At 31.6% G+C, this 15,450-nt stretch carries 13 protein-coding genes; 9 read left to right on the top strand and 4 right to left on the bottom strand.

Features of this window, described 5'->3' with window-relative positions:
* Positions 1–7: 7 nt before the first annotated feature.
* Genes AC2H4K_RS12645 through AC2H4K_RS12660 form a run of 4 tightly spaced genes read left to right on the top strand, consistent with a single transcriptional unit; the run spans position 8 to position 4,652 of the window.
* Positions 8–952 (top strand): GNAT family N-acetyltransferase, encoded by a 945-nt coding sequence (locus tag AC2H4K_RS12645; RefSeq protein WP_281140185.1) that lies wholly within the window; start codon positions 8–10, stop codon positions 950–952.
* On the top strand, positions 952–2,046 hold the full coding sequence (locus tag AC2H4K_RS12650) for a DegT/DnrJ/EryC1/StrS family aminotransferase (RefSeq protein WP_281140184.1): 1,095 nt from the start codon (positions 952–954) through the stop codon (positions 2,044–2,046). Before AC2H4K_RS12645 ends, AC2H4K_RS12650 begins: the two co-directional genes overlap by 1 nt.
* On the top strand, positions 2,047–3,357 hold the full coding sequence (locus tag AC2H4K_RS12655) for an O-antigen translocase (protein WP_281140183.1): 1,311 nt from the start codon (positions 2,047–2,049) through the stop codon (positions 3,355–3,357). It begins immediately after the preceding gene.
* 11 nt (positions 3,358–3,368) lie between these two features.
* Positions 3,369–4,652 carry an O-antigen translocase gene (locus AC2H4K_RS12660; protein ID WP_281140182.1) on the top strand — a complete coding sequence of 428 codons (1,284 nt, stop codon included), beginning with the start codon at positions 3,369–3,371 and terminating at the stop codon, positions 4,650–4,652.
* Between the two features lie 8 nt (positions 4,653–4,660).
* Here the strand turns inward: AC2H4K_RS12660 and AC2H4K_RS12665 are convergent, their stop codons facing one another.
* On the bottom strand, positions 4,661–5,812 hold the full coding sequence (locus tag AC2H4K_RS12665; protein ID WP_281140181.1) for a glycosyltransferase family protein: 1,152 nt from the start codon (positions 5,810–5,812) through the stop codon (positions 4,661–4,663).
* A 35-nt stretch (positions 5,813–5,847) separates the two neighbouring features.
* Between AC2H4K_RS12665 and AC2H4K_RS12670 the strand changes: the two genes are divergently transcribed.
* Positions 5,848–6,942 (top strand): glycosyltransferase, encoded by a 1,095-nt coding sequence (locus AC2H4K_RS12670; RefSeq protein ID WP_281140180.1) that lies wholly within the window; start codon positions 5,848–5,850, stop codon positions 6,940–6,942.
* On the top strand, positions 6,932–7,345 hold the full coding sequence (locus AC2H4K_RS12675) for a sugar 3,4-ketoisomerase (RefSeq protein WP_281140179.1): 414 nt from the start codon (positions 6,932–6,934) through the stop codon (positions 7,343–7,345). The genes AC2H4K_RS12670 and AC2H4K_RS12675 overlap by 11 nt, the downstream gene beginning before the upstream one ends.
* Here the strand turns inward: AC2H4K_RS12675 and AC2H4K_RS12680 are convergent.
* The 3 genes from AC2H4K_RS12680 to AC2H4K_RS12690 are packed head-to-tail and all read right to left on the bottom strand — an operon-like array spanning position 7,328 to position 9,803.
* On the bottom strand, positions 7,328–8,263 hold the full coding sequence (locus tag AC2H4K_RS12680) for a glycosyltransferase family 2 protein (protein WP_281140178.1): 936 nt from the start codon (positions 8,261–8,263) through the stop codon (positions 7,328–7,330). The genes AC2H4K_RS12675 and AC2H4K_RS12680 overlap by 18 nt on opposite strands.
* Complete coding sequence (locus tag AC2H4K_RS12685; protein WP_281140177.1) at positions 8,263–9,117, bottom strand: glycosyltransferase family 2 protein; 855 nt, start codon at positions 9,115–9,117, stop codon at positions 8,263–8,265. The genes AC2H4K_RS12680 and AC2H4K_RS12685 overlap by 1 nt, the downstream gene beginning before the upstream one ends.
* 2 nt (positions 9,118–9,119) lie before the next feature.
* Positions 9,120–9,803: a cell division ATP-binding protein FtsE gene (locus AC2H4K_RS12690; RefSeq protein ID WP_281140176.1), complete on the bottom strand. Its 684-nt coding sequence runs from the start codon at positions 9,801–9,803 to the stop codon at positions 9,120–9,122.
* 222 nt (positions 9,804–10,025) lie between these two features.
* On the opposite strand from AC2H4K_RS12690, the gene AC2H4K_RS12695 reads away from it, so the two are divergent.
* The 3 genes from AC2H4K_RS12695 to AC2H4K_RS12705 all read left to right on the top strand — a co-directional run bounded on the left by AC2H4K_RS12695 (position 10,026) and on the right by AC2H4K_RS12705 (position 15,430).
* Positions 10,026–13,049 (top strand): tetratricopeptide repeat protein, encoded by a 3,024-nt coding sequence (locus AC2H4K_RS12695; RefSeq protein WP_493742444.1) that lies wholly within the window; start codon positions 10,026–10,028, stop codon positions 13,047–13,049.
* A gap of 72 nt (positions 13,050–13,121) precedes the next feature.
* Positions 13,122–13,673 carry a T9SS type B sorting domain-containing protein gene (locus tag AC2H4K_RS12700; RefSeq protein WP_493742445.1) on the top strand — a complete coding sequence of 184 codons (552 nt, stop codon included), beginning with the start codon at positions 13,122–13,124 and terminating at the stop codon, positions 13,671–13,673.
* A gap of 29 nt (positions 13,674–13,702) precedes the next feature.
* On the top strand, positions 13,703–15,430 hold the full coding sequence (locus AC2H4K_RS12705) for a TonB-dependent receptor (RefSeq protein ID WP_281140172.1): 1,728 nt from the start codon (positions 13,703–13,705) through the stop codon (positions 15,428–15,430).
* Positions 15,431–15,450 lie beyond the last annotated feature (20 nt).

The raw sequence follows: 15,450 nt of genomic DNA on the forward strand, positions 1-15,450 counted from the left end.
TTGATTAATGTCAGATTATATAGTAGAACGTTACCAAAATAAGCATCAAAACCTCTGGAACGATTTTGTCTTAAAAAGCAATCAAGACAGCTTTTTGTTTCATAGGGAATTCATGGACTATCATTCTGATAGATTTATGGATTTTTCACTTATGATATACAATAATGGTATATTGATAGCTTTGTTACCAGCAAATAGAGTTGATGACAAAATTTTTTCACATCAAGGATTGACATATGGAGGTTTGATTTATACAGAAGGTACTGATAGAGATCAAATAGAAGTTGTTTTTCAATCAATAATTGAGTATTTAAAAAAGAGTGAATTCACAGATGTTTATATTAAATCTTTACCTGAATTTTATGATAACAATAGTTTGGTTGTAAGTGAAATTATGGCTAACAAAGGATTCGAAATCTATAAGACCGATAGGGTTTTAGCTGTTGATTATAATAGGCCACTTACTGTTCATAAAACTAAACTTAAGAATTATCGAAAAAGCACAAAAAAAGGATTTAAAATAAAAGAAACCGATGACTTATCTCTATTTTGGAAAGAGGTTCTGGTTCCGAGATTGAAAGAAAAACACAACGCAAGACCTGTGCATAATTTAGAAGAAATAACCTTGTTAAAATCTAGGTTTCCTAGTAAGATTAGGCAATTCAATATTTATTTAGAGGATGAAATATTGGCCGGCATTACCATTTTCGATAAAGGTAATGTTGTAAAATCTCAATATGGTGCAACAACTTCAAAAGGTGAACGAACCCGAGCATTAGAATATATATTTTTATATTTAATCTATCAATACAAAGATTTAGGTAAAATTTATTTTTCTATGGGAACAGTTAGGGAAGATAACGAATTAGGATACAACCCAGGTCTGTTAAAACAAAAAGAAGAGTTGGGCTGTACATCATATTATCAAAACTTCTTTAAGTTGAAGCTATAATGATTAAGTTTTTAGATCTATATAAAATCAATCAACGGTTTAACGACGAATTTAATGCTACTTTTAATGAATCATTAGAGCAATCTCATTTCATATTGGGTAACAACGTTACTGATTTTGAAAAAGAATTTACTAACTACTGTGGTACAAAATATTGTATAGGTACTGGTAATGGTTTGGATGCATTAACATTGATTCTCAAAGGTTATATTCATTTAGGAAAACTGAAGAAAGGAGATAAGGTAATAGTACCTGCCAATACGTTTATTGCCACAATATTATCTGTTTTGCACGCCGATTTAGAACCTGTATTTGTTGAGCCCAATTCTAGAACCTATAACTTGTCAGCAGAAGATGTGGAGCTCAATATAGAAGGTGTGAAAGCTATAATAATGGTTCACTTGTATGGTCAATTAGCAGATGTTGAAAAATTAAAGTTTTTGGCAGAAAAGCATAAGTTGTTACTTATTGAAGATGCTGCGCAAGCTCATGGAGCCGAGTGTGGATTAGGTAAAGCAGGTGCTTTATCAGATGCAGCAGCATTTAGTTTTTATCCAAGTAAAAATCTAGGGGCTTTGGGAGACGGAGGTTGTGTTACAACTAATGATTCAGGGTTGTCTAGTGCTATAATCTTATTGCGTAATTATGGTAGTACCGAAAAGTATAAAAATGAAATAATTGGGTATAATAGTCGTTTGGATGATATGCAAGCGGCTTTCCTGAAAATTAAACTTAGACACTTAGATGTTGATAACGAAAGACGTAGAGCAATAGCAAATACCTATCTTGAAAACGTTAAGAATAAAAAGATAACACTACCATATTATGATGGATCTAAAAACCATGTTTTTTATGCTTTTGTAGTTGAGGTTGATAATCGTGAAGATTTCATTCAATTTTTAGACCATAATAATATTCAGTGGTTAATTCATTATCCAGTGGCGCCTCACAAACAGAAAGCATTTTCTGTATTTTCTCATTTAAAATTGCCTTTAACTGAGAAGATTCAAAAAAGAGTTATAAGTTTGCCAATAAGTCCTGTAATGACAAATAATGAAATTCGGACAGTAGTGAATGTCCTAAATGCGTATTGATTGAAAAGGTTTTTTCATTATATAAATAACGAAGTATTAATAGAAGCTGCAGGTTTAAATAGAGCTAACATTAGCTTAAAAATTGTAGCAGGAATTCTTATTTCTAAATTCATAGCTATTTATATAGGTCCTCAGGGAATGGCTCTTATAGGGAACCTTCGAAATTTTCTAAGTGCTATTCAATCCATGGCGATTTCTGGATTGTATAAAGGTTTTGTAAAGGCAATAGGACAATTTAAGTATGAAGCTAAGGAATTGTCAAAAACCTTATCTACTGTTTTTTATGCAGGTTTTTTTTCTTCCATATTTTTAGCCTTTTTATGTTATTACAATGCTGAATTTATCAATGATTTAATTTTCTCTGATAACTACAACTATATCTATGTTATAGAAATTCTAGCATTAGTATTGCCGTTTTATGCATTGAATATGTTTTCGTTTGCAATAATGAACGGTTTCTCAAAGTATAAAATATTACTGGTAATCAATATTTTGGGTCAAGTCTTAGGGTTGTTAGTGACATTACTCTTGATAAAACAAGAAAATATTGACGGAGCCTTAATGGCTGTAGTTATTACGCCAGCTTTAAATTTACTTATAACAATAGTTGGTATTGCATTTAGAAAAAGTTTAGTTGGTTCAATCAATATTACAGATATTAGTTTAGGTGTTTTGAAGAAACTAAGCCCTGATATGATTATGGCTTTGGTCTCTGCTGTGGCAGTACCTATTGTTATGATTATTATTAGGAATTATTTAATTTCTGAAGTTGGTATAAAATCCGCTGGCTATTGGACTGCAATGACGCGTGTATCCGACTATTATTTAATGTTCATTAATTCTTTGATGACGCTTTATATATTGCCGAGATTTAAGGAAATATCTACCAAAACGGAATTCAGAAAAGAAGTTTTTAGTTTTTACAAAAGCATTTTGCCAATCTTACTTTTAATATTGTTGATCATTTATTTTAGCAGATCGCTTCTTATTACGGTCCTATTTACAGAGGATTTCAGACCTGTCGAAGATTTGTTTGGTTATCAAATTTTAGGTGACATATTTCGTGTTTTGTCTATGGTGATTGCTTATCAGTTTTTAGCTAAAAAGATGTTTGCGCATTTTATAGTTTTGGAAGTTTTTTTGTTTGTTACCATGTATTTTTCAAGTGTTTATTTAGTAGATGCATTTGGTCTTGAAGGTGCGGTTATGGGACATTGCTTGAGTTACATTATGTATTTTGGAATAATCCTGCTCATTTTTGGTAGTTCTTTGTTTGGAGTTTTAACCGAGGAAGGTGAAACCGATTATTAAATTATAAAAACGTGAAGCTTCCAAAGTTCATTAGCGGTAATACTGTGTTAAAAATAACTTCGCTTAACGCAGTGGTTATTTCCATAAGGCTAGTTGTATCCGTAATAATACAAAGAATACTAGCGATAATGTTAGGTGAGGCTGGTATTGCAAGTATTGGTCAAATCCGAAACTTAATGGTAATGCTTACGAGCACATCTACATTAGGTGTTTTTAATGGTTTGGTTAAATATGTTTCTGAGTTTAAGGAAAATAAAACGGAACTTTCAAAAGTCTTTTCTACAGCTAGTATATTTATTCTTTCAGGATCCTTTATCACAGGATTCGCACTATTTTTCTGGGCTGACTTCTTATCTAAAGAGTTATTTAGCTCTATAGATTATGTGTATGTCTTTTGGATTTTAGCTGTCATTGTACCTTTTGTCGCTGTAAATCGAACCATAAATGCTGTTGTAAATGGATTGTCAGATTATAAAAGATATGCTAAAATAGAGCTGATAGGTTACCTTTTAGCATCGTTAGCATTAATCATAGGACTTTATACTTCAGCACTAAAAGGGGTGTTAATTGCTATAGCTATTTCACCTGTAATTCAGCTTTTGGTATTATTATTTGTTTTCGGAAAAACACTTCAAAATCATATAAAGTTAAGTGACCTTAAATTTAATATACCTTACAAAAAAGAGTTTTTGTCATTTACATTGATGTCTTTTGTATCTACCTTTTTGTTAAACTTTATTGAATTAGATATAAGAACACTGATTACGGACGAACTAAATATAAATGAAGCGGGTTACTGGACAGCTTTGACCTTTATATCCAAAAATTACATGGTCTTTGCGACAGGATTATTTACGTTATATGTTATTCCGAAATTTGCAAACATTCACACGGGTCATGAGTTTAAGGCAGAAGTTTTAAATATTTATAAGACTATCCTTCCTATTTTTGGATTAGGCATGTTGTTGGTTTATTTACTCAAAGGACTAATTGTGCAACTTGTATACCCTAATTTTGAAGGTATGCTTCCGTTATTTAAATGGCAGTTGTTAGGTGATTTTGTAAGACTAGCTTCATTAGTACTAGCACATCAGTTCTTAGCGAAACGTTTAGTGAAAAGCTTTATTATTACAGAAGTGATATCGCTAGTTTTGTTTTTTGTACTATCAAAATTATTTCTTCAGAGTTATGGTACGGAAGGTGTTGTAATTGCACACTTTGTACGCTACATCGTGTATTTCATCATCGTTATTTTTTCTATAAAAGTTTATTACAATAAGAAGAAACTTAAGTAATCATAAATCTATGATGGTTTTGTTTGGTCCCAGATTTCCAAATATTTCTTAGCGCAGTCAATATGATTGTGGTACTTCTCAACAAAAATTCTGGCATTTACAGAGATATCAGATATTTTGTCAGGGTTTGAAATTAACCATTCAAGTTTTGTCACGATATTTTCTACTTCAGGTAAGGCATTAATAGCAATTGTATCTTCTTTTATGCTGTAGTATTCTAGCCATTCTTTTTCTGCACCAGTAAAAACTACTTTTCCTTTTGCCATAGCTTCTAGAGCGTTAAAGCCTTGATCATAAGCATAAACTTGGTCTAGAAGAATATGAGCTTTGTCAAAGCTATTTATGTATTGTTTGTACGGTAGATTTTCAGCAACAATAATCTCAACTTTATCAGAAAATTTTTCCTCAATAATTTTTAGGGCAGCTTCAAAAATATCATTACCTTTTTTATAGTAATTATATCGATTGATACCATGGAAAATCACAACTTTGTCTGTCACTACTGACTTTTCAAATTTTAATTCATCAAGATTAATGGCATGAGGAATCATACCTAAATACTTTGGATGATTTAGAAGCGGAAGATGATAGTCTAAGTCATTACCTATAACACCTTCAATTTTAGAAAAAAGATACTTATGTAGTTTAATGTGTTCAGGACTTAAATAACTCAAGGCAGGAGAAAAATCTTTTTTAGAACCTTTGTTCTCAAAATAAGGAGTTAAAATATCGTATCTGAATTTTTTATCATAAGCATATTTTACACTTGGATAGTCTAATCCACAGGATAAGAGATAAAAAGAGCAATCGTTCCAATCGCATAACCAATTGAATATTTGTGTGTGACTTTTGCGTTCAAAAGGAAACGGAGCTTCATTGATGAATTGAACGATATCAAACCCAGAGAGTTCCTTTTTCTTTTCTTTAAATTGTTTTTTTACTGAAAGAGCTAAAAGGTCAATTTTAAAAACTAAATAAAGAAAAACCCTTATTTTCTTCAATAAAAAAGAAGTATAATGGTCTTTGATTTCAATATCAACATCGACTTTTTTAAAACCATCCCTATTAGCTACAACAACGGCTTCATGCCCTAATTCTTCAAGCCCTTTTTTAATGTTGAAATGAGCTTTGTTGTATTCGCCAACTAGTAATATCTTCATTAATATTATTACATTTGGGATAAATATAAGCGTTAATGCCAAAACATAATAATTTAAAAATATGTATCGTTGCAACTTCTTTAAGCAATGGTGGTACAGAGCGCTTTGCTTCTACATTATCTTTTATACTAGATAGCCTGGGCTATGATGTGTTTCTTTTGTCTACTAAAGACAGTATAGATTATCATTATGCAGGTCAGCTTTATAATTTAGAGAAGGAAGCTGGTTCTGTAAATAATGTTCAAAAACTTATTTGTCTATATAAGTTTTTCAGAAACGAAAATTTTGATATAATTATAGATAACAGAGCGAGAAGAGATTTTATAAAAGAGTTTTTGATTTATCGATTCGCTTATAAAAAATCAAGGATTATTTCAATGATTCATAATTATAATATTTATAATTATTTTCCAGGTTCTAAAAGTAGAGCTAGGTTGATTTATAAGTCTAATAATGAATTTGTAGGAGTCAGTAGAAGTATAAAGGATAGAGTGATTTCTGAATATGGATTTGAAAATATTAAGTATATATATAATCCAGTAAATCTTCAAGAGTTACAGAAAAAGGCAAATGAATTCATTGTAGAGCTTCCTTATCAATATATTTTGTACTATGGAAGGTTTGAGGAAGTGGCAAAGAACTTAACACTAATGATTAAAAGTTATGCCAAATCGCAATTAAATAAACAGTCCGTTAAACTTTTACTGATGGGAAAAGGTGATGATTATGATTATCTTAGAAAATTGGTGGAAAGACTTCAATTACAAGATATGGTGGTTTTTATGGATTACAACCCAAATCCGTTTCCTTATGTGAAACAAGCACTCTTCACAACGTTAAGTAGTAAGTATGAAGGTTTTCCAATGAGTATTATAGAATCTCTTGCTGTTGGAACTCCTGTAGTTTCTGTTGATTGTGATTCAGGACCGAGTGAAGTCATAAAAGATCGAGAAAATGGTTTGTTGGTAAAAAACTATGACGAAGAAGCATTGTCCTTAGCGTTTGATATGTTTTTAGAAGATGAACCGTTATATTTGAATTGTAAAAAAAAAGCGCCCAAAAGTGTTGCTCATCTCGATGTTAACGTTATAACTAATGCGTGGAAATCTATTCTAGAAAATGAAGCATAATTCAATAGAAGACTGTCGGTTAATTACCATCCCAAAAGTTCATGATGAACGAGGAAGTCTTGCCGTAATAGAAAAAACAGTTGTGCCGTTTTCTATAAAAAGAGTCTATTATTTATATGATGTGCCTAGTGATAGTTATAGAGGTGGTCATGCACACAAAAAGCAAGAATCAATAATTATAGCGCTAAGTGGAAGTTTTACTATCCTTATTGATGATGGCTCTCAGAAGAAAAAGATTATACTTAATAAACCTAATCAAGGCTTGTTTTTACCAACAGGGATTTGGCGAGAAATTGAAAATTTTTCTTCAGGTTCTGTTTGTTTAGTTTTAGCTTCAACTGAGTTTGAGGAAGTAGACTATATTAGAGATTATGAGTCCTTTGAATTATTTAAAAGCAGTTAGATAAATATTCCTTTTGATTAGCCAAGCCTGAAACCTCTTTAAAAAAACTAATAGTGACCTTGGTGACTTTAAAAGAGCCTTTTGTTTGTAATTAAGATTTTTATAATCAATGTTCTGCTTTGCAGAATTATAGATGAAATTTTCGTTTAGAATTTTACACCTTATAGCTAAGGCATATCTGTTCACGTCTAAAAATAGTTTTAGGGACTTATTCTCATTTTCTTCGGCTGTAAAACGATTTAAAAATTGAAGCCTTATTTGATTTGTTTCATTCTTGGTTAAACTATCCAGAATATACGATTTGTAAGACATGGTAACTTTTGGGTTAAATGAAACTGAGTAATTCAACCCAAACTTAATCCATAAGTCTAAGTCTTCATTGGTATCTAGAGTTTCATCAAAACAACCCAAGATCTCAAACTTTTCTTTGGTAAAAGCTACGGCAGAAGTCCATGCTACACAATTGATAATACTAGATTTGAAAAAATCCTTCACTAGTACTATGTCTTCTTCGAATTCAAAATTAAATTGTGCTGGTTTTACCGTATTCTCATTAAGAAAAACTTCATAATTATTACAATAGAGTTCAGCATCTGGAAATTTTGAGGTTTGATTCCTAAGTTCGGAAAGATGATTTCTATACCAAATATCATCAGCATCAATCAAGGCTATAAAAGCTCCTTTAGCAAATTTTATTCCATGGTTTCTAGCGTTGGAAGCACCTTTGTTTTCTTGATTAAATAATTTTATTCTGTTGTCTGAAAATTGTTCTAAAACTTCAAGACTATTATCTGTAGAACCGTCATTTATTATTAAAACCTCAAAATCAGTAAAATCTTGATTTAAAACACTTAGTAAGGTGCTTTTTATATAATCAGCCTTGTTGTATAATGGTATTATGACTGAAAAATAAGGCATTACAATTTAGATTTTAAGGTACAAAAATAGCCTAATCGGTATAAATCGAAAAGTAAGAGGGAAGGCTGAGAAGAACTAAAGTTTTTCAGCATTTGATTTTTTGATAATTTAAAAACAATCGTCGGTATCCAATTTAAACGCCAAAAGGATAAAGATTGGTAATAATTATATATTTTAGAATCTCTTCTAGAAATTTTTTTGTCAATTACCAATTCGTTTAAGGTGTTTAAACTTATCTCAACTTTCTTTATAAACTCCAGAGCACTTTCATTATCTAAATGAATAACAGGGTTTTTAATCGAATTAACGGTAATGTTGTTGTTTTCTAATGATTTAAAAAAAAGAACATCCTCGTATCCATATTTGTTTATGGATTCATCAAATAAATTTTGAAGTATTATACTTTTCTTTATAAAAAAATTAGAAGAACACTCAGCTTTTTGTTCACGTTTCTTAGTAAACAGCCATCTCAACCGAAAAGGTTTTGGTGGTTTATTGACGGTTTGAGAAATACCACCGTAAATTACATTTAAATCAAAATGTTCTATATATCTATTGATAAAATTATCATTTTTTGGTAATGTATCACAATCTAAGAATATGAGATTTTCAAATTTAGCTTCTTTAGCCAAAAGATTCCTAATTTTACTACGACCAATATTTTCTTTGAGTTCCCTAAAAGAGCAATTTTCTAATGAGTTGATAGCTCTATTTTGAATTTTGAAATTGGATTTAGAAGCATCATCAAAAACTAAGATTTCAAATTCAACAAGACTTGCTGAACACTGTTTGTGTATTTCTTGTACTAAGGGAACAATATTGTAATTATAGCAAGGGATTAAAACAGATAGCATGATTACCCCTTTCGTTGTACCACTTCAAAAACCTTGTTCTCGTCACACTTTAAAGTTTTACTTGGATATTTAAGAAGTAAAGCATAATCGTGTGTTGCCATAAGAATAGTATTGCCATTTTTGTTAAGTTCTTGAAGCACTTCCATAACATCAACACTAGTTTGAGGATCCAAGTTTCCTGTTGGCTCATCAGCTAAAATCAGTTCAGGATCATTAAGCAAAGCTCTGGCAATAGCAATACGCTGTTGCTCACCTCCGGAAAGCTCATGTGGATATTTAAACCCTTTAGTTTTCATGCCTACTTTATTCAAAACCGTTTCAATTCTATCAGCAATACGGTCTTTTTCTTTCCAGCCTGTCGCTTTGAGCACAAATTCCAGATTTCCATTTATAGTACGATCTGGTAATAGTTTAAAATCTTGAAAAACGATACCCAACTTTCGTCTTAAAAAAGGAATATCTTTTTCTTTCATGGTTCTTAGATCAAAATCCACGATAGAACCTTCACCTTCTGTCAATTCCAAATCGCCATAAAGCGTTTTCATAAAACTACTTTTACCACTTCCGGTTTTACCAATAAGGTATACAAAATCACCTTTTTGCATTTCAAAATTCACCTTAGAAAGCACCATGCTATCTCCTTGGTAAATCGTTGCGTTTCTAAGATGTAAAATAGTTTCTGGCATAGTTGTTTGTCAAATAAATTGAATTAGTGTAAAAGTATTATTAATAATGTCAATTATCAAATCCGTAAGTAAATGTTTAACGCTATTGTTTTGAGATTAATATGTCGCTAGCGTCAATTTTTTAATAAGTCCGTTTATAATTATACCTAATTTCTAGCGTTATAGATTTTGTATTGAATTATATTTGAATATACAAAACATTAAAATCAAAAAACGAAGCTAATGCTATTATTAAAAAGACCATTTTTTATCCTTTTTCTTTTAGTTTCTTCTATAAGTATTGCTCAAAAATCTGCGATTTACACTAGTGATTTGCAAGATTACCAAAAAGCTTTAACCTTATATAATAATCAACAATATAAGGCAGCACAATCCTTGTTTGACGACATAAAAGATACTACTGAAGATGTAACTATAGAATCTGATTGTGCCTATTATATTGCCAATTGTGCAGTGCGACTCAATCAACGAAATGCAGACCAGTTAGTTACGGATTTTGTTGAAGATTATCCAACAAGTACAAAACGAAATACAGCATTTTTAGACGTGGCAGATTATTACTTTAACAACGGTAAGTTTGCTTATGCCAGAAAATGGTACGAAAAAGTTGATGAAGGAAGTATTTCACGTTCAGAAAAAGACCGTTTTAACTTCAATTACGGTTATAGTTTGTATTCTACAAAGGACGAAAAAGAAGCTTCTAAATACCTAAACCGTGTTATAAATTCAAAAGAATATGGTTCTCAAGCTAAGTATTACATCGGTTACATGGCGTATGAAGGTGATGATTATGATACGGCCAATGAGTATTTCGATCAGGTTAGTGATAACGAGAGGTACAAAGAGAAGTTGTCTTATTACCAAGCCGATTTAAACTTCAAATTAGGAAAGTTTGAAAAAGCTATTGAGTTAGCAGAAGAACAATTACCAAGAGCACGTGGAGTAGAGGAATCGGAATTGAATAAAATCATTGGAGAGAGTTACTTTAACCTTGAAAAATATGCAGAAGCACTTCCATACCTAAAAGCCTATGAAGGAAAAAAAGGCAAATGGAACAATACAGACTATTACCAATTGGGTTATGCTTATTACAAGCAAAATGATTTTGAAGCTGCAATTTCAGAATTCAATAAAATTATTGGAGGAAATAATTCAGTGGCGCAAAACGCCTATTATCATTTGGGTGAAAGTTATATCAATCTTGATAAAAAACAGGAAGCACTTAACGCTTTTAGAAATGCATCTCAAATGGATTTTGATGCTAAAATTCAGGAAGATGCTTGGTTAAATTATGCAAAGATTAGTTACGAAATAGGAAATCCGTACCAATCAGCGCCTCAAGTTCTATCAGGTTATTTAGATCAATATCCAGAGACAGCTTACCGAGAAGAAGTAGAAACATTATTGATAGATTCGTATATCACTTCAAAAAACTACAAAGAAGCCTTAGAGCTTTTAAAAGGAAAAAACAGTTTTGAAAATAAGGTGGCTTATCAAAAAGTGGCCTTCTTTAGAGGTGTGGAGTTGTATAACGAAACAAAGTATAATGAAGCTTCAGAATTATTCAATAATTCTTTAAAAGAGCCTAGAGATCCTGTTTTTGTTGCTAAAGCTACATTCTGGAAAGCTGAAACAGAATACAATCTTACAAACTATAATGATGCTTTAATCGGTTTTAAGCAGTTTGCAGGTATGACAGAAGCTTTGGATTTGCCAGAAAATGATAATCTAGACTATAATTTGGGTTACACCTATTTCAAGTTAAAGGATTATGCTAATGCGTCTACCTATTTCGAAAAATTCATCAATACAAATTCAGAAGATAAGTTACGTCAAAATGATGCTTATCTAAGATTGGCTGATGGTTATTTTGTATCGAGTAAATATCAAAATGCAATTAATGCATACAAAAAAGCCATTCAATTAAATAAAATTGAAACGGATTATGCTGCATTTCAAATCGCCATGAGCGAAGGTTATTTAGGAAATGGTTCTGCAAAAATTGCAGCACTAAATGATTTTATAGGAACCTATCTAAAATCTGCTTTACGAGACGATGCTATGTATGAACTTGCAAACTCTTACGTAAAATCTAATCAGTCAGACAAAGCTATGCAAATGTATGACAGGCTGAATTCTGAATATAAACAAAGTGCTTTCACATCTAAATCATTATTACGTCAAGGTTTGGTGTATTACAATGCCAATGATAACGAGCGTGCATTGACGAAATTTAAAAAAGTAGCTACGGATTTTCCAAATTCAGGTGAAGCTGTTCAAGCTGTGGCAACAGCTCGTTTAATTTATATCGATTTAGGTCGTGTAGACGATTATGCAGCTTGGGTAAGAACTTTAGATTACGTAGAGGTGAGCGATGTGGATTTAGATAATACCACCTATTTAGCCGCAGAAAAACCATATTTAGATAATGATACGGATAAAGCCATCCGTCAGTTTAATAAATATCTTACGCAGTTTCCTAATGGAATTCACGCTTTAAAATCCCATTTCTATTTAGCGCAATTATATTACAAGAAAAACTTATTTGAAAATGCACAACCACATTACAATTATGTTGTTGATGCCTCAAAAAGTGAATATACAGAACAAGCAACGGTTAAACTTTGTGAAATCTACTTAAGCAATAATAACTGGGACAAAGCAATTCCTGTGCTACAGCGATTAGAGGCTGAGGCAGACTATCCTCAAAACGTTATTTACGCACAATCTAACCTAATGAATGCGTATTTTCAAACGGATGATTTCTCAAAAGCGGAAACGTATGCTGAGAAAGTTTTAGCACATTCCAATTTAGATAATAAAGTGAAAAGTGATGCTAAAATTATTATTGCACGCTCGGCAATCAAAACAGGCAATGAAGCTAAAGCAAAAACTGCTTATGCTGATTTAGAAAAAATAGCAACTGGTAGCGTCGCTGCTGAAGCTTTATATTACAAAGGTTATTTTCAAAATAAAGAAGGTAATTACGAAGCTTCAAATACCACAATTCAGAAATTAGCCAAGGATTATAGTAGTTACAAATACTATAGTGCAAAAGGTTTGGTAGTGATGGCTAAGAATTTCTATGCTTTGGGAGATGCGTTTCAAGCCACTTATATTTTGGATAGTGTAATTTCTAATTTCCCAGATTTTGAAGATGTTGTTGCAGAAGCAAAACAAGAATTAAATAAAATAAAAGCTGAAGAAGCGAAAACAAATTCATCAATTGAAACAGATGATAATTAAATCTGGACACTGAGGCTTTCGAAGTGCAAACAGGAATCTCAAATTCGAAATACCAAAACCAATATTCTAATAATGAAAAGTTTTAAGAATTATATACCATTTTTTATCATATTAATATCTGTAGGTGCTTTTATTTCATGTAGAGATGACGATAACAATAATCAAGAAGAGGAGGATGTATTTGCTGCATGTTGTTCTGGATTAACGGCATTTGGTGAAGATGTAGATAATTTAGATCAATCACAAGGAGAAATAGTAGTTGAAAATTTATTTACACCAAATGGTGATGGAACCAATGATTTGTTTGGGATTGAAAATATTGGATTATATGATAATCATACTGTAACCATTTATAATATGAATGATGATGTAATTTTTGAAAGTACAAATTATGGAAGTAATTTGAATGAGTATTTTCCTAATGTGCCTTATGGCAATTCTGGAGTTGAAGGTATTCCTGATGGAACCTATAAATATATGATAGTTGTAGAAAATGAACAGACATTTAAAAAATCAGGATTCTTTTGCTTATACACAAATAACCCGCCTTTGGAGCAGCAAAACTTTGCTGACTGCAACCCTTTAGAGCCAGGAGAATTTGATCCATTAATTACAGGTAATTAATTCAAAAAGATTCAATCAAAACATTAAACATGAAACTAAAGTTTTTAATTTTTATAATCACTATATCAAGCAGTTTATCAATAGTTGCCCAAGAACGCACCAAAGACACTATTGATGACCAAGTGGTAAATGTCATTAAACCTTATACTCCAACAATTTCGGATGCCTTTAAAATTAAGGATGCACCAAAGTTGAACGATTCTAGTACGGTAAAGAAAAAGGAAGTGAAATACAATATCTTTTCAATTCCAGTGGCATCAACATTTACACCAGCAAAAGGCAAAGCAGCAACTGTGGAAAAGGCGCGCAAAGTAAAATTATACGATAATTATGCGTCTCTTGGTGCAGGAACTTATACAACGCTTATTGGTGAAGTGTATCTTAACCATGAGTTAAGTAGTGGTGAAAGTGTTGGTGGTTATTTTAGTCATCATTCATCAGGTGGAGGTATTGATGGAGTGCAACTAGACGATGATTTTCTTAAAACAAATCTTAATGCATACTATTCACAAAAGCTAAGAGATTTCTCTTGGAAAGTTAATGGTGGTTTCGAGATTCAAAGTTATAACTGGTATGGCGTTCCAGAGAATTTTTATACAAATGAGCAAATCGGTATGATAGATCCAGGACATACCTTTACAAGTTTTAATTTAGGTGGAAAATTGAATTTTGATGATGCTATTATCGATAACGGTAGTTTAAGATTTAGACGTTTTGGTGACAACCAAGGTTCGGGTGAAAATCGTTTTGTAGCCAATGCAGGTTTTGATATTCCTATTCAAGGAGAAATCATCTCTGCTGACATTTTTGTAGATTATGTAGGTGGTAGTTTTGATAATGATTTTGCTAATTCAGGAGAAGAATTAAAGTATGGTAATGTCATTTTTGGATTAGCACCTTCTTACCAATTAATTCAAGATGATTTAACAGTTGATTTAGGTGTGAAATTTGTCTACTCAAATGATTTGGAGTACAGTGATAGTAAGTTCTTTATTTATCCAAATATTGAAGCGTCTTACCGTGTAGTAGATGAAATTTTAATTGGTTATGCAGGAGTAAAAGGTGGTTTACAACAAAATTCATATTATGATTTTGCAAATGAAAATCCGTTTGTGTCTCCAAATCTATTAATTACTCCAACAGATCAAGCTTACAACGGATTTATAGGTTTAAAAGGGAAGTTGTCTAATAGCATTAGCTACAATGTTAGAGGAAACTATTACGCAGACAATAACAAAGCGTTGTTTAAAGCTAATAATACCTACGAATTGCCGGAAGAGGATTATCTATATGGAAACTCGTTTGGAGTGGTTTATGATGATTTAACCACATTTTCGATAGCAGGAGAATTGAATGTCGATGTGAATAGAAATTTCACTTTAGGTGTTAAAGGCGAGTATTTTAGTTACAATACAGATAACCAAGAAGAGGCTTGGAATTTACCAGATATTACAGGTTCAGTATTTTTAGATTATCAGATTTCTGAACAATGGTTTGCTGGAGCAAGTGCTTTCTTTGTGGGTGAACGAAAAGATCAAAGTTTACAGGTTGGTCCGTCAATTTTCCCAGATCTTACACCAGCAACTTTAGATAGCTATTTTGATGTTAATGCACATGTAGGTTATAAAATAAATGATCAACTTTCGGTATTTGCAAAGGGTAATAACTTGTTTAACCAAGATTACCAACGCTATTTAAATTTCCCTGTGCAAGGCATACAGATTTTAGCAGGTGCAACATATCAGTTTGATTTTTAATATCCTATGGTTAGTTTTTA

This window comes from Winogradskyella sp. 266wxhm, from assembly GCF_058964685.1.